This is a genomic window from Janthinobacterium sp. 61, assembly GCF_002846335.1.
Lineage (GTDB): Bacteria > Pseudomonadota > Gammaproteobacteria > Burkholderiales > Burkholderiaceae_D > Janthinobacterium.
Window position 1 is genome coordinate 5,377,185 of the sequence record NZ_PJMQ01000001.1, and the last position, 19,106, is coordinate 5,396,290.

The following is a 19,106-nucleotide window of genomic DNA, read 5'->3' on the forward strand; positions in this document are numbered from 1 at the left end:
GATAAGTAAAATCAGTCTTTGCATATAGTTGTCCCATATGCCGGTGTTAATCTCCTATACTGGGACTATACCGAGGCCAGCATGTCAGAACCGATCCGCTTTTACTACCGTGGTGCCGTACAGGAAGTACGTAACGCCGCCCCTACGCAGACTGTGTTGCAGCACCTGCGGGAGGATTTGCATTGCACGGGCACCAAGGAGGGCTGCGCGGAAGGCGATTGTGGCGCCTGCACCGTCGTCATCGGCAGCCTGGTCGATGGCCAGGTCGAGATGAAGGCCGTCAACGCCTGCATCCAGCTCACCCCTACCCTCGACGGCAAGGCCCTGTTTTCCGTGGAAGACTTGCAACAGCCCGATGGCGCCTTGCACCCGGTGCAGCAGGCGATGGTCGAGTGCCACGGTTCCCAGTGCGGTTTTTGTACGCCAGGTTTCGTGATGTCGTTGTGGGGCATGTATCTGCAGAAAAACGGCGAAACCCCCACGCGCTGCGAAATCGACGATACGCTGTCCGGCAATTTGTGTCGCTGCACGGGCTACCGGCCGATCATCGATGCGGCCAGGCGCATGGGCGAGTTGCCGCATGTCGCGTTTGACCGCGATGCTCTGGCGCAACAATTGCAGGCGCTGCAGCGCGGCAGCCTGAGCACCTATGAACATGGCGGCCAGCACTTCCACGCACCGCGCAGCATCGACGAACTGGTGGCGCTGCGCGCGGAAAAGCCGCAAGCGTGCCTGCTGGCCGGCTCTACTGACGTGGGCTTGTGGGTCACCAAGCAACTGCGTGACCTCGGTGACATCATTTATCTGGGCAACGTGGCCGCGTTGAAAACCATCAGCATCGTTGACGGCAAGCTGCACATCGGCGCTGGCGCCAGCCTCAACGATGCCTATGCGGCGCTGTGCCAGCACTATCCAGACGAGTTGTCGGAACTGTGGCAGCGCTTTGCCTCTTTGCCGATCCGCAACGCGGGTACTTTGGGCGGCAATGTGGCCAATGGTTCGCCCATCGGTGACTCGATGCCGTGGCTGATTGCGCTGGGTAGCGATATCGTGCTGCGCGGCCCCGGAGGCCAGCGCGTGATGCCGCTGGAAAACTTCTATCTGGCTTACCAAAAGAAAGATCTGCAACCTGGCGAATTCGTCGAAGCCGTGCGCGTACCCTTGCCGCGTGCCGATGTGCATTTCCGCACGTATAAACTGGCGAAGCGTTTTGACCAGGATATTTCGGCCGTGTGCGCCGCGTTTGCCTTCCGTCTGGATGGCGACGTGATCGTCGATGCGCGCATCGCCTTTGGCGGCATGGCGGCCACGCCGCAACGGGCAGCGCAAACGGAAGCATTTTTGCTTGGGCAGGCGTGGACGGAGGACAACCTCGTCATCGCCATGCGCTTGCTGGCCGACGATTACGCGCCGCTGTCGGACATGCGCGCCTCGAATACCTACCGCATGACGACGGCGCAAAACCTGTTGCGCCGCTTCTGGCTGGAAACACGCCCTGGTGCGCCGCTGCTGCGCACTGCCGTCAACGCCTACGCTTGCCGCGCCTGAAAGGACCAGCATGAACCATCCTGTCACGCCCGAATTGCAAGCGGCCGCCTGGGCCGCCGTGGGCAAGCCCAGCCCCCATGAATCGGCGCAATTGCATGTGCTGGGGCAAGCCACGTACACGGACGATATCGCCGAATTGCAGGGTACTTTGCACGCGGCGCTGGGCCTGTCGCAAAAGCCTCATGCGCGCATCACGGCCATGGACTTGTCGGCCGTGCGCAATGCGCAGGGTGTCGTCGCCGTCTACACGGCGCAGGATATTCCCGGCACCAATGATTGCGGCCCCATCATCCATGACGACCCCATCCTGGCTTTTGATCTGGTGCAATACGTGGGCCAGCCCATCTTCATCGTCGTGGCCGATACGCATGACCATGCGCGCCGCGCCGCCCGTCTGGCGCAAGTGTCGTATGCGGAATTGCCCGCGATCATGACGCCGCAGGCGGCCAAGGCGGCGCAATCGTACGTGCTGCCGCCGATGCAGCTGACGCGGGGCAACTACCAGGCCGCGTTCGAGAAGGCGCCGCACGTGGTCAAGGGCCAGCTGTATGTGGGCGGCCAGGAACAGTTTTACCTCGAAGGACAGATTTCCTACGCCATCCCCAAGGAAGCGCAAGGCATGTTGGTGTTGTGTTCGACCCAGCATCCGAGCGAGATGCAGCACGTGGTAGCGCATGCGCTGGGCGTGCATTCGCATAACATCACCGTCGAATGCCGCCGCATGGGCGGTGGTTTCGGAGGCAAGGAATCGCAATCGGCTCTGTGGGCGGCGGCGGCATCGATTGCGGCAGCCAAACTGAAGCGCCCCGTGAAGCTGCGTGCCGACCGCGACGACGATATGTTGGTGACGGGCAAGCGCCACTGTTTTTACTATGAATACGAAGTGGGCTATGACGATGACGGCAACATCCTTGCCGCCAAGGTCGACATGACCACGCGCGCCGGCTACTCGGCGGACTTGTCCGGTCCCGTCGCCACGCGCGCTGTCTGTCACTTTGATAACACCTATTATTTGTCCGACGTGGATATCCGCGCCGCCTGCGGCAAGACGAATACCCAGTCGAACACGGCTTTCCGCGGATTCGGCGGGCCCCAAGGCGCCATCGCCATCGAGTACGTGATCGATGAAATTGCCCGCCATTTGCAACGCGATGCGCTCGATATCCGCCTGCTCAATTTCTATGGTCGCAATGATGCGGAAGGGCACAACGTCACGCCATACGGGCAGAAAATCGTCGATAACGTGATCCATGAACTCGTTGCCGAACTGGAAGACAGCAGCGATTACCGGGCGCGTCGCCGCGCCATCGATGCCTTTAACGAGGCCAGCCCTGTCTTGAAGAAGGGCTTGGCATTCACGCCCCTGAAATTCGGCATCGCCTTCAACGTCACGCATCTGAACCAGGCCGGTGCGCTCGTGCACGTGTACGTGGATGGCTCAGTGCTGGTCAACCATGGCGGCACGGAAATGGGACAGGGCATCAATACCAAGGTGATGCAGGTGGTGGCGCACGAACTGGGACTGGACCTGGACAGAGTACGTGCCACGGCCACCGACACCAGCAAGGTGGCGAACACCTCGGCCACGGCAGCGTCCACCGGCGCAGACCTGAACGGCAAGGCGGCGCAGGATGCGGCGCGCCAAATCCGTGAACGCATGGCCGATTATGCGGTCAAACTGTATGGCGGCGAGCCAGCTTGCGTGCGCTTCTTCGACAATCACATCCACGTCAACGGCCATGTCGTGCCGTTTGCCGAGCTGGTGCAGAAGGCTTACCTGGCCAGGGTACAACTGTGGTCGGATGGTTTTTATGCCACGCCCGGCCTGTCGTGGGATGCGAAGACGATGACGGGCCATCCGTTTTCCTACTACGCGTATGGCGCGGCCGTGGCCGAAGTGGTGGTCGATACCTTGACGGGCGAATGGAAACTGCTGCGTGCCGACGCCTTGTATGACGCGGGCCAGTCGCTCAATCCCGCGATTGATCTGGGTCAGGTGGAAGGTGCATTTATCCAGGGCATGGGCTGGTTGACCACGGAGCAGCTGTGGTGGAATGCGGCGGGCAAGCTGATGACGCACGCGCCATCGACATACAAGATTCCCGGCATTTCGGATTGTCCGGAAGATTTCCGGGTGAAACTGTTCCAGAACCGCAACGTGGAAGACAGCATCCACCGTTCCAAAGCCGTGGGCGAGCCGCCGCTGCTGTTGCCGTTTTCCGTGTTCTTTGCCATCCGCGACGCCATTTCCAGCGTGGGAAATCACGCCGTGCAGCCGCCGCTGAATGCACCGGCCACCAGCGAGGAAATCCTCAAGGCAATCATGGCCGTACAAGCGGTTTGCGCCAAGGTATAGGAACAGATGATGAACGACTGGTTGACGGCAATCGAGAACGACACGCAGGCATCTGTGCTGGTGACGGTGGCCCTGGTGGAAGGCTCGGGTCCGCGCGAAGCGGGGGCGAAGATGCGCGTCACCCTCGATGGCCAGGTCGATACCATCGGTGGCGGCCACCTGGAATTGCGTGCAGTAGAAATCGCCAAGACCATGCTGACCACGGGAGACACCCATGCGCGGCTCGAGCGTTTCGCGCTGGGCCCCAGCCTGGGCCAATGCTGCGGCGGCGTCGTGCACCTGGCATTTGAGCATGTCGACGCCAGCCTGACAGCGTTGCTGGCCGCCTTGCGCGAGCGCCGTCAGCAGGATAGTTGGCGCCTGACGGCGCTCGATGGCGACACCGCCGCCGCCCTGTTCGATGCGGCGGGCGCGCTGATCGCCGGTGTGCCGGCACAGGCGCCGGACACGTTTTCGCGCGAACGCAGTACCCATGTTGCGCAGGATGGCACGGGGCGGCGCTGGCTGGTCGACCCTTGCCGGGCACCGCGCGCGCACCTGACCTTGTTCGGCGCCGGCCACGTGGGCACCGCCATCGTGCGCGCGCTGGCCCACTTGCCCTGCAATATCACCTGGGTTGACGAGCGCGAAGACATGTTTCCCGCGGCGTTGCCTGCGGGTTTGCCAGCGAATGTGCGCATCGCCGCCACCGATATGCCGGAGGAATTTGTTGCGATGGCGCCGCCGGGCGGCAGTTTTCTTGTCATGACACATAGTCATGCGCTCGATCAGCGCCTGACGCAAGCCATCATGGAGCGCGAGGATGCGGGCTGGTTCGGCTTGATCGGCTCGCAAACGAAACGCAAGCAGTTCGAGCACCGTCTGCAGGCGCGCGGCGTGCCGGATGAGCGCATTGCCGCCATGGTGTGCCCGATCGGCATGCCAGGCATCCGCAACAAGGCCCCGGCCGTGATCGCCGCCTCCGTGGCCTGTCAATTATTGATGGTGTGGGAAGAGGCCGCCAGCGCGGCCCTGGCCGCACCGCTGCGGCTGGCTAATGCCAGCACGCCACTGCGCCGCCCAACCCGCGCCGCCATTCACCCCTTATAGAAAGAAGTCATGCCGATTGTTCCTGCCACATTGCAAGCTTACCGTGCCAGCTTGCTGCACTTCCACGCCGATCCCGCTGTCAACGAGGAGGCGCACGCCTGGCATGCGGATGGCTTGCTGATCGTGGCTGATGGCAAGGTCGTGGCAGCGGGCGATTACGCGCAACTGCTGGCCACCTTGCCACCCGGCACGCCTGTCGTCGATTACCGGGGCAAGCTGATCGTGCCCGGCTTTATCGACACGCATTTGCATTTCCCGCAGACGGAAATGATCGCCTCGCCCGCGCCCGGTTTGCTGCCGTGGCTGGAAACGTACACCTTCCCCACCGAACGCGCATTTGAAGACCCTGTCCATGCGCGCGATGTGGCCGAGTTTTTCCTCGATGAACTGCTGCGCTGCGGCACCACGACGGCCATGGTGTATGGCAGCGTGCATCCGCAATCGGTCGATGCCTTCTTTGGCGCCAGCGAGGCGCGCGGCTTGCGCATGGTGGCGGGCAAAGTCATGATGGACCGCAATTGTCCTGAATTCCTGCGCGACACGGCCGAGTCCGGCGCGCGTGAAAGCGAGGAACTGATCCGGCGCTGGCACAAGCATGGCCGCTCGCTATATGCGATCACACCCCGTTTCGTACCCACCTCGACGAACGAACAGATGCACCTGGCGGGCGAGCTGGCGCGCGCCTATCCGGATACGTATCTGCAAACCCACGTGTCGGAGAACGAGGATGAGTGCCGCTGGGTGCGCGAACTGCATCCGCAGGCGCGCAGCTACCTCGATGTGTATGACCAGTACGGCATGCTACGCCCGCGCGCCATGTTCGGCCATTGCATCTGGCTCGATGAGCGCGACCGCGCGCGCATGGCGGAAACGTCCTCGGCGGCCGCCATTTGTCCCACATCCAACCTGTTCCTGGGCAGCGGCCTGTTCGATTTCGAGCGGGCCGATGCGGCGAGAGTGCTGCTGTCGCTGGCCACCGACGTGGGCGGCGGCACCTCGTTCTCGATGTTGCAAACCATGAACGAAGCCTATAAAGTAGCACGCTTGAAAGGCAGCTATCTGCCCGCCTTGCGCATGTTTTACCTGGCAACCCTGGGCGCAGCACGGGCCATGCAACTGGAAGGCATCCTGGGCAATTTCGCGGCTGGCACGGAAGCGGATTTTATCGTGCTCGACAAGCAATCGACGCCGCTGCTGGCTCGCCGCACGGCCGGCTGTCAAAGCCTGGAGGAATTGCTGTTTGCCTTTGCGCTGCTGGGCGACGACCGGGCCGTGGCTGCCACCTATTCAGGCGGGCAATGCGTGCATGTGCGGGGGCAGGGCTGACCTACCCGTTGTTCCATACGAATTATCCTGAGCGAGAACGCGAATGCACAAGAAACTCACTGGCCTGGCGCTTGGCGCCGCGCTGGCATTGACCGGACCGGCGCAAGCAGCCAAAGCAGTGGCCGCCCCAACTTCCAACGAAGCTGCCACCGCGCGCCATTTTGCCGCCTTGGTTGCGGGTACGCAGCCTAAGACGGCCGAGTTGAGCCTGTTCTTTTCCATGATGCCCAAGGGCGGGGACTTGCATCACCATTACTCAGGCGCCATTTACGCCGAGCAATTCCTCGACTGGGTCGACAAGGAGAATTACTGCGTCAACAAGACGACCTACCGCATCGAAAGCAACAGGGACGTCGTGGCGGCCGAGCGCGCCAAGCCGGCCGCGCAGCGTGGCTGCCTGTCGTCCACGGAAGTGTTTGCCGATGCGGGCCTGTATGCGGAATTGCTGCAGCGCTGGTCAACCAAGGATTTCTACAACCACGGCGCCATCCAGACGCCGCCGGACCGCACTTTTTTTGATACCTTTGGCTATTTCGGCCCCGTGGCGTCGAGCAACACGGCGGATGGCCTGAAAACCCTGAAGCAGCGCGCCATCGCGGAAAACCTCAGCTACATCGAGACGATTTTCGAGCTGTCGCCCTTCGTGCAGAACGCGCAGTTCGACCAGCAAGTGCTGGCGCCGGGCTTGCAGCCGGCAGCGTTGCAAGCCGTGCTGGCCAACTGGACGCAGAGCCTGGAGCAGGACGCCAGCTTCCAGAAAAGTATCACCGCCTACAACGATAACGTCAACGCCAGCAGCGCCGGCATCGACGATGCGAATTTCACCATGCGTTACCAGGCGTATGTGCTGCGTTTCCTGTCGCCATCGCAAGTTTTTTCCTCGATGGTGGCTGCGTTCAAGGCAGCGAGCCTGAATCCGCTGCTGGTGGGCGTGAACATCGTGGGCCAGGAAAGCGTGAACGTGTCCATGCGCGATTACAGCCTGCACATGGAAATGTTCAAGTTCCTCAAGGCAAAGTATCCGAACGTCAAGATCGCCCTGCATGCCGGCGAGCTGGCGCTGGGCATGGTGCCGCCGGAAGGCATGGCCTTCCATATCGCCGAAGCCGTCGATGTGGCGGGCGCCGACCGTATCGGCCACGGCATGGATATCGCCTACGAGCACAATGCGCTGGCCACCATGCAGAAGATGCGCGAGCGGGGCATTCCCGTGGAAGTGAATCTGACCAGCAACGATTACATTCTCGGTATCAAGGGCCAGGCCCATCCGATCACCCTGTACCGCAAGTATGGCGTGCCATTCGTCATCTCCACTGATGATGCGGGCGTTTCGCGCAATACCCTGTCGAATGAATATGTGCTGTTTGCCAGCCAGTACAAGACCGATTATGCGGAAATCAAAAAGCTATCCTATAACAGCCTGCGGTATTCCTTCCTGGCGGAAGCGGACAAACAACGTTTGCTGAAAGCACTCGATGCCCGTTTCACCCGTTTTGAAGCGGACATTGCCGCAGCCGACAAGGCAGGCAAGAGCAACAAACCGTAAGTTGCGCGACGTTCACGACTGACACTATCAAGGCGGCCGGATCTTCCGGCCGTTTTTCATTTTCCCCCTCAAACCTTCGCGATGCTATTTTGCCAATTTTGTGGCAGCCATGCGACACAATTCGCACCAGATGCACGACTTTATACAATTTCCTGGATGAATCAATTTCAAGTACATATTGCTCATTTATAATCTCGCGCCATAAGCCCGGACGCTGCCAGCACGATATCAATCCAGCTAGTTACTCATGCTATTTATACTTTAAACATATAAATATGTAAAAAAAAACGTATTTGTCATCCATTTTTTGATGATGCATAGTGGGATGAGGGTGATATTAAAAAGTCACAATTTACTTTGGCGATATCGTATGAAGATGGGTATTTGCAGTAAATAAAGGTGAGATGCAGAGTGAAACACACAGTCGCGCAGCTAGATGACGACATTCTTCTGTATTTTGCCACCGTGTCACAGTCTTGAAATATTTAACAATTACACTCGCGGCTTGCCATGTTAGCCGGGTAAGGCTGTCGGGTGAATGACACAGGTGCTAGCGCCCTGGGTCGTACGGATCGGTTGCAGTTTTTTCCGCCGTTTTTGTCTGGATAGGAATAGTTGTGATGTGTGGAGTGGCGTTTTGTGATGGTCTTATCAGGACCGCAGCCAGTCCCGCCGGCGTAACAGTTGCAGCATCGTAAAGAGGAGATCTTGAGTTTGTGTTGCTGTGCGGCGCAGCCGGACGGTGGGGCAATCCAGGATTTTCAAAAATAATAGTCTTTTCTGGGGTTAAAGATGATCAATCACAAACGACTTCGGCTAACGCAAATCGCGTTCAGCCTGTCTATTGCACTGGCGGCGGTACCATCGTTCGCACAGAACACTACCTCGGCCATCAGCGGACGTATCTCGTCCAATGACGGCAAGCCTGCAGCTGGCGCCCAGGTCAATATCGTTCACGTTGAATCTGGCTCCGTCAGCAACGTGACCACCGATGCCGAAGGCCGCTATGTTGCACGTGGCTTGCGCGCAGGCGGTCCTTACACGATCACCATTACCAAGAATGGCGAAGTGGAAAAACGCGAAGGCGTCTTCATCCAGCTGGCTGAAACGGCCAGCGTCGATGCGACCCTGGGCGCGCAGATGCAAGTGGTGAATGTCAGCACGAACGCCATCCGCAATCAGGTGTTTAACCGCAACAACATGGGCGCCGGCACCAATATCAGCCCGACCGAACTGGCTACCCAGGCATCGATCTCGCGCAGCCTGCAAGACTATGCCCGCGCCGACCCACGCCTGTCGCAAACAGACAAGGAACGCGGTGAAATTTCCGTCGCTGGCCAGAACTCGCGCTACAACTCAATGACGATTGACGGCGTGGCCGTGAACGACACCTTCGGCCTGGAAGCGTCCGGCACAGCAACGGGCAAGCAACCGATCTCGATCGAAGCGATCCAGTCGGTGCAAGTGAACGTCGCCAACTATGACGTGACGCAAAAAGGCTACACGGGCGCCAACATCAATGCCGTGACCAAGTCCGGTACCAACAAGGTCAAGGGCAGCGTGTATTACGTCTTCCGTAATGACACCACGTCCGGCGACCGTTACAACAGCACCGACGACACCTACAGCGCGCCACCGAAATCGAAGGACACCACCAAGGGCATCACCCTGGGCGGCCCGCTGATCGAAGACAAACTGTTCTTGTTTGCTAACTACGAAGAAACCAAGAGCTCGCGCGGCGCCCCTTCCTTCGGTCCGATCGGCAGCGCGCAGACTAACGTTGCTATTACGCAATCGGCTATCGATGGCGCCGTCACCATCGCCAAAGACAAGTACGGTCTCGATATCGGCACCTCGGCTGTGCCTAGTGGTTCGGAATTCACGGCCAAGGAAAAGCTGCTGAAACTGGACTGGAACTTGACCGACACCCAGCGCATGATGGTGCGTTATGCCAAGACCGAACAATCCGAGCCAATCTACACGGGTTTCTCGGCGACTGGCCTGTCGCTGAGCTCGTACTGGTACGCGCAAGAGAAAAGCCTGGAGACTCTGGTTGGCCAGTGGACGGCCGAGTGGACGCCAACGTTCTCGACCGAAGTAAAGGTGTCGTCGCGCAAATATGACAGCGTGCCAAAAAACAATGCCTTCCTGCCGGCCATGGGCTTGCAGTTCACGGGCGCGCTGCCAGCCGGAGCGCCGGCTGGCCTGGCTACCGGTAGCCGCTTCCTGAACTTTGGTACGGAACAGAGCCGCCAGAAAAACGTATTGGGCACCAAGACCAAAGATTTCTACGCAGCCGGTACCTGGGCGCTGGGCGATCATGAAGTCAAGTTTGGTACCGATTACAGCAAGAATGACGTTTATAACGCGTTCCTGCAAAACGTCAACGGTAACTACACCTTCGGTTGTATCAACAGCAGCGCAACTGTGGCCTATTCGTTTGGCGCGATCAATTGCGGTACCGCCACTGCGGCGCAACTGCAAGCCGCCGTACTGGAAAACTTCAGCCGCGGCCGTCCAAGCTCGTACTCCTATCAGGTGGCGCAGCCTGGCCGCACGCTGAACGATGCCATTGCGACGTTCTCGCTGAAAAACATCGGCCTGTTCCTGCAAGATAGCTGGGATGTCAGCAAGCAACTGACGGTCATGGCCGGTTTGCGCATCGATGGCACACGCATCGGTGAAAAACCGCTCTACAATGCATTGGCTGCCCAGCCAACGGTGGCACGTACGACGCCAACCGGTCGTCAAACGGGCGGTTTCGGCATCGACAATTCGCACACCATCGATGGCGAGAACCTGTACCAGCCACGCGTTGGCTTCAACTACAAGCTCGATTCGGCACGTCCGACGCAGTTCCGCGGCGGCTTCGGCCTGTTCCAAGGTGCGGCAGCCAGCGTATGGCTGGGTAATCCTTACCAAAATACCGGTCTGGTCACCCAAAACATCACTTGCACCTCCTCGGCTGGCACCTGCCCGACAACCGATGGGTTCTTCAACCCGGATCCAACCAAGCAGCCTAGCAACCTGAGCGCTGTTGTTCCAGCCATGAAGGTCGATGCCCTTAGCACGGACTTGGCGCAGCCATCCGTATGGAAGGCCAACCTGGCGTTCGAACATGAGTTGCCATGGATGGGTCTGATTTTTGGCGCTGAATACCTGCGCCTGCAAACCAAAAACTCGATTTACTATGAAGAGTTGAATCTGGGTGCGCCAACGGCTTTCGGTAGTGATGGCCGTCCAATGTACTATGGCCCGAACGCCTACAAAACCTCGTGCTGGAATGCGACGGGCGGTCTGATCGGTGGTGCGAATTGCAGCGCGTTGACAAAAGCCGGCAGCAATGCCGCCTTCGGCCAGGTGCTGATCGCCAAGAACACCGATAAAGGTGAATCGAACGTGATGACCCTGTCCTTGCGCAGCCCGCTGCGTGAAGGCCTGTCGTGGGGTACGTCGTACACGTACAGCGATGCCACAGAAGTGTCGCCGCTGACGTCGTCGACCTCGAGCTCGAACTGGGGCGGCCGTGCCGTCTTCAATCCGAACGAGAATGTCGCGTCGAACTCGAACTACATGGTCAAGGACCGCTTCACGGCCAACGTCAACTGGCAAAAACGCTTCTTCGGCGAATACAAGACCACGTTTGGTCTGTTCTATGAAGGCCGTAGCGGCAAGCCATACAGCTGGACCATCAACAATGACTTGAACGGTGACGGTCTGGCCGGCAATGACTTGATGTACATTCCTAGCGCGCCAGGTTCGGGTGACGTCGTGTTTGCCGGCGCCACGCCAGCGGCACGTGCTGCCAACGAAGCGGCGTTCTGGAAAGTGGTCAACGCCAATGGCGACCTGCGTAAAGCCAAGGGCGGCGTGATTGGCCGTAACGAAAGCTTTGCACCATGGACCAACAGCTTCGACGTGCGTTTGAGCCAGGAAGTTCCCGGCTTCTTCAAGGGTAACAAGGGTATCTTCACCTTCGACATCCTGAACGTCGGTAACATGATCAACCGTAAATGGGGCCGTATCAATGAAGTGGCCTTTCAATCGGCTGGTGGTCAGGTACGCAGCTTCGTCGACTACGTCGGTATGGAAAACGGCAAGTATGTCTACAACACCCGTCCTGTCGTAGAGGGCCTGGAAACGCGTCAAGCCAAAGGCGAATCGCAATGGGCGCTGCAAGCAACGGTCAAGTACGAATTCTAATTTCGTCCTTGCCTCGTAGCTCGGCAAAGTAAAAAACGGCTGGTGGCGACACCAGCCGTTTTTTTATACACAAGATGGTTTACTCTTCCCCTTTTCAATAAATATCATTCCATGGCTCACTTCCTACGCACTCCGGTCGCTGCCGCGGCCCTGATCCTGATCCTGTCCGCCTGCAGCAACCTGGCGCCTGCACCCAGCGGCCCGATTGAAGTGAATCTGGTTGCCCTGAACGATTTTCACGGCAACCTCGACCGCAGCAAATTCACCTACACGAGCGCTGCCGATGCGGAGCGCAAGACGGTGCAGGCCGGCGGCATCGATACCTTGTCCGGCGCCCTGACGGCGTGGCGCCGCGAAGACGCGCAGCTGATTTTTGTCGGCAATGGCGACCTGGTCGGCGCCAGCCCCGCCATGTCGGCGCTGTGGGCGGACGAACCGAGCATCGTGGCCATGAATATGCTGGGCATGAAGGCCAGCTCGGTCGGCAACCATGAATTTGACCAAGGCAAGGCGGAGCTGCTGCGCCAGCAGCGCGGCGGCTGCGAGTCGTCGCGCGCCGACAAGGCCTGCAAGTTCACGCCCGACTTCAAGGGCGCCAGCTATACCTATATGGCGGCCAATGTCATCGATACGCAAACGGGCAAGTCCCTGCTGCCAGCCTACCGCATCGAAGAGGCCCATGGCGTCAAGGTGGGCTTGATAGGCGCCGTGCTGAAAGATACGCCGTCCGTGGTGACGGCCGCCGGCATTGCCGGTTTGCAGTTTGGCGATGAAGCGGACGCCATCAACGCCACCTTGCCGCAGTTGCGCGCGCAGGGCGTAGGCGTGTTCGTCGTGCTGCTGCATCAGGGCGGCGAGACGAAGGAAGCCGTCGATCAGCCCGATTGCAGCCACTTGAAGGGCGCAGTGGTCGACGTGGTGAAACGCCTCGACCCGGCGATCCAGCTGGTCGTCAGCGGCCATTCGCACCAGGGTTATCTGTGCCGTGTCGATGGCCGCCTAGTGACGCAGGCACAGATGGGCGGGCATATGTTGACGCGCATCAAACTCAAGGTCGATCCCCTCAAGAACGCGCTGATCAATGCCAGCGCGCAAAACGTTGTCATGCTGCCGGGCATGTATGAGCCGGACCCGGCCGTGGCAGCTTACCTGGAATCGGTGAAGCAGCGCAGCGCGGCCGAGTTGTCGCGCCCCGTCGCCGCCATCGCCGTGCCCACCGTGGGCCGCAGCACCAAGGGCAGCGGCGCTTCCGCGCTGGGCGACCTGGTGGCCGACAGCACCCTGTTCGGCGCGCGCGCTGCCGGCGCACAAATCGGTCTGATGAACAATGGCGGCATCCGCAAGGATCTGGAAGCGGGCGCCGATCTGATGACGAACGTGGGCCAGAACCAGGCGGTTGTCCCGTTCGGTAATACCCTGATCGTGGTCAGCCTGTCCGGCGCACAAATCCGTACCTTGCTCGAGCAGCAATGGCCGGGTGCCGAAGCGGAAGACAACAACTTGCTGCAAGTGTCCGAAGGTTTCAGCTATCGCTGGGACAGTACACGTCCCCAGGGCCAGCGCGTGCTGCCGGGCAGCATCATGCTCAATGGCGTGGCTATTGATGACAATCAACAATACCGTGTCGCCGCCAATAGTTTCCTCGCTGGCGGCGGCGACCGTTTCACCGTGCTGGCGGCCGGCACCCGCCGCCTCGACACGGGCGTGCGCGATATCGACGCCTTCAGCGATTACCTGATTGCCCGCGCGCGCGCCGGCAAGCCCGCTGGCAGCGCCACGGCAGCCGGCCGCATCGTGCGCGTCAAATAACATTTCAAGGAATAACCATGCGTCGCTTATTTGTTTCCGTACTTCTCTCCAGCCTGTTCGCAGGCACGGCCCACGCCGAATTCAGCATTCCCGGCTTTGAGCTGGTGCATACCTCGCCCGTGGAAACCACCTTGACGAATCCCGACTTGCGCGAACCTGTCGCCGTGTGGACTGAGCTGTTCGATGCGGCAAAAAAAGAGATCGTTATCGCCCAGTTCTATGCCGTCAGCAAGCCGGGCACGGCCTTTGAAAAGGTGCTGGCCAGTTTGACGGCCGCCGGCCAGCGCGGCGTGAAAATCCGCTTCCTGCTGGACCAGAAAGGCGTGGGCTTGTCGGACGCGGCGACCATCGCCCGTATCAAGGCGATGCCCAACCTGGACTTGCGCCTCATCGATTTCAATAAAATCACGGGCAATGGCATCGTGCACGCGAAATATCTGGCCGTCGATGGCCAGGTCGCCTATATCGGCAGCCAGAACTTCGACTGGCGCTCGTTCGAGCACATTCATGAAACGGGCTTGAAGATCACGGAGCCTGCCATGGTCAGCCAGGTGCAAGCCATCTTCGAGCAAGATTGGCAAGCCCAGGCGTTGACGTCGCAGGGCGGCCGCGCCACGGTGCTCAACAGCAAGGTGGTACCGGCCAATTACGCGCAGAACGCTTTCCTGCTGGCCAGTCCGAATGCGTACAACCCGGCTGGCGTGGGCGACTCGGAAACGGGCTTGCCTGCCTTGCTGGCCGAAGCGAAAAGCGAAGTGCGCATTCAGCTGCTCGACTATGCGCCCTTGTCGTATGGCCCGAACCGCACGCGTCCATACTACGCCGTGATTGACAACGCCGTGCGCGCAGCTGCCCAGCGTGGCGTGAAGATCAAGCTGATGGTGTCAAGCTGGAATACGGAAGCGCCGGCCATCGCCTACCTGAAAAGCCTGGCCCTGCTGCCGAACGTGGAAATCCGCATCGTGACGATTCCTACGGCTTCGACAGGGTTCATTCCGTTTGCGCGCGTGATCCACAGCAAGACCATGAGCATCGATGGCAAGCTGGCCTGGGTCGGCACGAGCAACTGGGCGGGAGGCTATTTCGACTTGTCGCGCAACCTGGAAGTGGTACTGCGCAATGATGCCATGGCGCAGCGGATTGCCGCGCTGCATGAACAGACGTGGAGCTCGGCGTATGCGCAGCCCATCGACATCAACAAGCAGTACCCGAAACCGGCCAAGGCAGCGCCGCAAGGCAAGGAGTAATGGTGAGAAAATCGATGAAGAAGTTAGTTTGCTTGCTGGCGCTGGGCGCCGCTTTTGCTTCCGGCAACGCACTGGCCTGGGGCAACGACGGCCACCGCGCCGTGGGCGCCATCGCCGACCAATTGCTCAAGGGCAGCGCCGCCCAGGTTCAGATGGCCAAGTTGCTGCTGCCGGGTGAAAGTCTGGAAAAGATCGCCAACTGGCCCGACTGCGTGAAGGGTACGTATTGCGGCCCGCAATCGCCCGAAATGCTGACCTATGTCGCGGCAAACCCCAAGCATGGCCAATACCATTACACGAACGTGCCATTCCAGAACGAGCACTACCATGACCATGGCGTGGGCACGGCTGACGACGATATCGTGCAAACGCTCAAGCAGGCTATCCTGGTATTGCAGGGCAAGGCTGATGCCGCCAGCAATCCGCATGGCTTCAGCCAGCGCGAGGCGCTGATCCTGATCACGCACCTGGTGGGCGATATCCACCAGCCATTACATGTTGGCAATGCGTTTCTCGGCAAGGATGGCCAGTTTTTCGTGCCGGCCACGCAGGCACAGATCGACGACGTCGTCATTTTCAATGCGCGCGGCGGTAACGACTTGCTGCTCGACGATGCGAAGATGACGGCGCTGTCGGACGCCGTGATTCCCGCGCCGCCGCCGGTGGAAGAAGGCATGGCGAAAGCTCCCGCCTATCCGAAGTCGCCCACCAAGCCCCTGCATTCGTACTGGGATACGACCGTGGTCGATTACGCCATGCGCCGCCTGAGCACGCGCACGCCGCAGCAGTTTGCGCGTACGGTGATTGCCAGCCAGCCACAAGTGAGCGGCAATACTGGCGACCCTGCCACCTGGCCGTATCAGTGGGCTGATGCCTCGCTGGCGGCATCAAAAATTGCTTTCACGGACGTGGTAGCCGGTCCGGCCACGCAGCAGACCAGCCGCAAGGGCGAGGTGTATAAGGTGTGGGCCTTGACGGTGCCGGACAATTACCCCGTGCCCAGCTCGGCGCTGGCGAAGCAGCAACTGATCGAGGCGGGCTATCATCTGGCTGCCCTGTTGCAGGTGATTTGGCCACAATAATTTGGCGACGACAGGCTGTGGAATAGAAAGAAAGCGGCCTGCGGGCCGCTTTTTTTATGCCAGGGTGATGGCAATTCCCATGTCGCGGTAGGGCGCGACCAGGGCGTCGTCGATGTCGCGGTGCACGATGATATCGTTGACCTGGCTCAAGGGCGCGATCTGGAACGGCGAGGCCGTATTGAACTTTTCCGGCGAGGCCAGCACGACAGTGCGGTTTGACGCCTCGCTCAGCGCGCGTTTCACGCACGCTTCTTCATAGTCCCCGGTGGTGATGCCCGCTTGCGGATGCAGGCTGGCCACGCCCATGAAATACAGGTCGGCGCGAATGCGGCCGATGGCTTCCACTGTCGCTGCGCCGACGCCCACGATGGAGTGCTTGTACAGGCGCCCGCCCAGCATCAGCACCTCGATTGATGGGTGATTCACCAGTTCGACGGCAATCGAGGGACTGTGCGTGACGACGGTGGCGTGCAATTCGCGCGGCAGCTGGCGCGCCAGTTGCACGGCGGTCGTGCCGCCATCAATGAACACCACGTGTCCCGCTTGTATCATGGCCGCTGCCGCGCGGCCGATGGCGGGTTTTGCTTGCGGCGAAATCTGTTCACGCCCGGCAAACGGCGCCAGGGCGGGCGAGCGGGGCAGCAAGGGCAAGGCGCCGCCGTGCACACGTTCCAGCAAGCCCTCCTTGGCCAGTTCGCGCAGGTCGCGCCGTATCGTGTCTTCCGACAAGCCCAGGGCATCGCTGACGGCCCTGGCGACGATCTGTCCTTCGCGCTGGAGCAAGTCCAGCAGGTATTGTTTGCGCTGATGTGTGAGCATAGATTTTCTTGAGTTTTCTTGTATTTTCTTGATATTGCACGAGTCTGCATGATAAAGTCGACAAAAGCAAGTACACGCAAGCACAAGGAGATGACATGCGCGAAGACAGTACAAAGCAGGAACGGGTTCGCATCCAGCAAGTGCAGACCCTGTCGCACGACTGGTATCTATTGCAAAAGACGACGTTCGACTATCTGCGCCACGATGGCCAGTGGCAGACGCAGACGCGGGAAACCTATGACCGCGGCGATGGCGCCACCATCTTGCTCTACAACAAAGTCAAACGCACGGTGATCCTGATCCGCCAGTTCCGCTTTCCCACGTATCGCGAGGGGCACGATGGATTCCTGATCGAATCAGCGGCCGGCTTGCTGGAAGAAGCCAGCGCGGAGCAGCGCATCCGCGCCGAGGTGGAAGAGGAAACCGGTTACCGGGTGGGGCAGGTGCAAAAGATATTCCAGGCCTTCATGAGCCCCGGTTCCGTGACGGAGCGTTTGCATTTCTTCGTGGGCGAGTACGACCCCGCCAGCCGCATCGGCGACGGTGGCGGCCTGGCGCACGAGGGGGAAGATATCGAAGTGCTGGAATTGCCATTGGCGCAGGCACTGCAGATGGTGGCGGACGGCCGCATCTGCGACGGCAAGACCATCATGCTGCTGCAGCATGCGCAGTTGCACTTGATGCCGCGCAAACGGGGACTGCAGATTCTGGTTGCCGGCCCTTACCGTTCGGGCACGGGCGACGATACGGTCTTGATTGCGCGCAATGTAGCGGCCATGGAAGCCGTCTGCCTGCCTTTGTACGCGAACGGTCACATGCCCGTGCTCGGTGAATGGCTGGCCTTGCCCATGCTGGCGCTGGCCGGCTCAACCCGGGTGGGCGACCTTGTGTATGAAGAACTGTTCCATGCACACGCGACGCGCCTGCTCAGCCACTGCGATGCCGTGCTGCGCATCGGCGGCGCGTCCCAGGGCGCCGACCAGATGGTGGATGTGGCGCATGGCCTGGGGCTGCCGGTCTATTTGTCGCTGGACGAGATTCCACCGGCGTAAAAAAAGCGAAGCCCGCGGGCTTCGCTTTTTTTTTGCATCAAGTTACAGTCAGACTTAGCGAGATTTTACAAAGGGGATGCCAATAGCTTTTGGCGCGATGGATTTCGCCATCAAGCCCGCCAGCACGATCACCGTGACCACGTAAGGCACCATCTGGATCAGCGAGCCGGGGATGCGGCCCACGACTGGTAAATCCACGCCTTCGATCTGGATCTGGATGGCCGCGAAGAAGCCGAACATCAAACAGCCGAGGAAAGTGTAGACAGGGCGCCAGTTGCCGAACACCATGGCCGTCAGGGCCAGGTAGCCGGCGCCGGCCGACATGTCGCGCAGGAAGAAGCCGCTTTGCACGATGGCCAGATAGGCGCCCGAGAACGAGCACAGAACGCCTGCCACCAGCATCGCCATGTAGCGCGTTGCTTCGACGCTCACACCAGCGGAGTCGGCCGCATGCGGGTTTTCGCCGCAGGCACGCAGGCGCAGGCCGAAGCGCGTGTGGTACAGCAGCCAGTGCACGAGCGGTATCAGCAGGAACGCCACGTAGACGAGGATGGAATGGCCGCCGATCAGGTGGGCATACACCCAGCCGATGAAGGGAATGTGTTCCACATACTGCGTGCCTGGCAAGACCACGTCGAACAAGCGCGCCGAACCGAGGTCGGGCGTACGGCCGCCTTGCTGGAAGAAAAATTGCGCCAGCACAAACGTCAGGCCGCTCATGGCAATGTTAATCGCCATGCCAGCCACCAGCTGATTGCCCTTTTGCGTGATGCTGACATACGCCTGCAGCAGGGCCAGGGCGACGCACACGAGCATGCCGGCAGCCATGCCGTAGTACGGGTTTTGCGTCGTGTAGGCCACGGCGGCGGAGGCGAAGGCGCTGGCCAGGATCTTGCCTTCCAGGCCGATGTCGATCATGCCGCTGCGTTCGGCAAACAGGCCGGCCATGGCGGCAAAGATCAGGACGGGCGCATTGCGCACGGTCGATACCAGGATGCTGGCGAATTGAAAGTCGTCGAGTGTCATGGT

At 60.2% G+C, this 19,106-nt stretch carries 11 protein-coding genes and 1 pseudogene; 10 read left to right on the forward strand and 2 right to left on the reverse strand.

Annotated features, from left to right (window positions below; genetic code table 11):
- The first annotated feature begins 81 nt into the window (after positions 1-81).
- From xdhA to CLU92_RS24510, 9 genes are all read left to right on the forward strand, one after another.
- On the forward strand, positions 82-1,548 hold the full coding sequence (gene xdhA / locus CLU92_RS24470; RefSeq protein ID WP_101483974.1) for a xanthine dehydrogenase small subunit: 1,467 nt from the start codon (positions 82-84) through the stop codon (positions 1,546-1,548).
- 10 nt (positions 1,549-1,558) lie between these two features.
- On the forward strand, positions 1,559-3,904 hold the full coding sequence (gene xdhB, locus CLU92_RS24475; protein ID WP_101483975.1) for a xanthine dehydrogenase molybdopterin binding subunit: 2,346 nt from the start codon (positions 1,559-1,561) through the stop codon (positions 3,902-3,904).
- Positions 3,905-3,913: 9 nt separating this feature from the next.
- A complete protein-coding gene (gene xdhC, locus CLU92_RS24480; protein WP_101484871.1) occupies positions 3,914-4,993 on the forward strand; it encodes a xanthine dehydrogenase accessory protein XdhC in 1,080 nt (359 codons plus the stop codon).
- Positions 4,994-5,002: 9 nt separating this feature from the next.
- A complete protein-coding gene (gene guaD / locus CLU92_RS24485; protein ID WP_101483976.1) occupies positions 5,003-6,319 on the forward strand; it encodes a guanine deaminase in 1,317 nt (438 codons plus the stop codon).
- 43 nt (positions 6,320-6,362) lie between these two features.
- On the forward strand, positions 6,363-7,865 hold the full coding sequence (locus CLU92_RS24490; protein WP_101483977.1) for an adenosine deaminase: 1,503 nt from the start codon (positions 6,363-6,365) through the stop codon (positions 7,863-7,865).
- 792 nt (positions 7,866-8,657) lie between these two features.
- Positions 8,658-12,068 (forward strand): carboxypeptidase-like regulatory domain-containing protein, encoded by a 3,411-nt coding sequence (locus CLU92_RS24495; RefSeq protein ID WP_101483978.1) that lies wholly within the window; start codon positions 8,658-8,660, stop codon positions 12,066-12,068.
- A gap of 111 nt (positions 12,069-12,179) precedes the next feature.
- Positions 12,180-13,877, forward strand: a complete 1,698-nt coding sequence (locus CLU92_RS24500; RefSeq protein WP_257561690.1) for a bifunctional UDP-sugar hydrolase/5'-nucleotidase — start codon at positions 12,180-12,182, stop codon at positions 13,875-13,877.
- A gap of 17 nt (positions 13,878-13,894) precedes the next feature.
- On the forward strand, positions 13,895-15,124 hold the full coding sequence (locus tag CLU92_RS24505; RefSeq protein WP_101483979.1) for a phospholipase D-like domain-containing protein: 1,230 nt from the start codon (positions 13,895-13,897) through the stop codon (positions 15,122-15,124).
- 14 nt (positions 15,125-15,138) lie between these two features.
- Positions 15,139-16,206, forward strand: a complete 1,068-nt coding sequence (locus CLU92_RS24510; protein ID WP_101483980.1) for a S1/P1 nuclease — start codon at positions 15,139-15,141, stop codon at positions 16,204-16,206.
- A 54-nt stretch (positions 16,207-16,260) separates the two neighbouring features.
- On the opposite strand, the gene CLU92_RS24515 is transcribed toward CLU92_RS24510, so the two are convergent.
- Positions 16,261-17,025 (reverse strand): DeoR/GlpR family DNA-binding transcription regulator, encoded by a 765-nt coding sequence (locus CLU92_RS24515; RefSeq protein ID WP_101483981.1) that lies wholly within the window; start codon positions 17,023-17,025, stop codon positions 16,261-16,263.
- 95 nt (positions 17,026-17,120) lie between these two features.
- Here CLU92_RS24515 and CLU92_RS28355 point away from each other — a divergent pair.
- Positions 17,121-17,705: pseudogene (locus CLU92_RS28355) on the forward strand (NUDIX domain-containing protein); the annotation flags it as partial.
- A 426-nt stretch (positions 17,706-18,131) separates the two neighbouring features.
- On the opposite strand, the gene CLU92_RS24525 reads toward CLU92_RS28355, so the two are convergent.
- A complete protein-coding gene (locus CLU92_RS24525; protein WP_101483983.1) occupies positions 18,132-19,103 on the reverse strand; it encodes an ABC transporter permease in 972 nt (323 codons plus the stop codon).
- Positions 19,104-19,106: the final 3 nt, after the last annotated feature.

Bases quoted from the DNA above. Each gene is read 5' to 3' on its own strand.
- xdhA (WP_101483974.1), top strand. From the start codon at position 82: ATGTCAGAACCGATCCGCTTTTACTACCGTGGTGCCGTACAGGAAGTA.
- xdhB (WP_101483975.1), top strand. From the start codon at position 1,559: ATGAACCATCCTGTCACGCCCGAATTGCAAGCGGCCGCCTGGGCCGCC.
- xdhC (WP_101484871.1), top strand. From the start codon at position 3,914: ATGAACGACTGGTTGACGGCAATCGAGAACGACACGCAGGCATCTGTG.
- guaD (WP_101483976.1), top strand. From the start codon at position 5,003: ATGCCGATTGTTCCTGCCACATTGCAAGCTTACCGTGCCAGCTTGCTG.
- CLU92_RS24490 (WP_101483977.1), top strand. From the start codon at position 6,363: ATGCACAAGAAACTCACTGGCCTGGCGCTTGGCGCCGCGCTGGCATTG.
- CLU92_RS24495 (WP_101483978.1), top strand. From the start codon at position 8,658: ATGATCAATCACAAACGACTTCGGCTAACGCAAATCGCGTTCAGCCTG.
- CLU92_RS24500 (WP_257561690.1), top strand. From the start codon at position 12,180: ATGGCTCACTTCCTACGCACTCCGGTCGCTGCCGCGGCCCTGATCCTG.
- CLU92_RS24505 (WP_101483979.1), top strand. From the start codon at position 13,895: ATGCGTCGCTTATTTGTTTCCGTACTTCTCTCCAGCCTGTTCGCAGGC.
- CLU92_RS24510 (WP_101483980.1), top strand. From the start codon at position 15,139: ATGAAGAAGTTAGTTTGCTTGCTGGCGCTGGGCGCCGCTTTTGCTTCC.
- CLU92_RS24515 (WP_101483981.1), bottom strand. From the start codon at position 17,025: ATGCTCACACATCAGCGCAAACAATACCTGCTGGACTTGCTCCAGCGC.
- CLU92_RS24525 (WP_101483983.1), bottom strand. From the start codon at position 19,103: ATGACACTCGACGACTTTCAATTCGCCAGCATCCTGGTATCGACCGTG.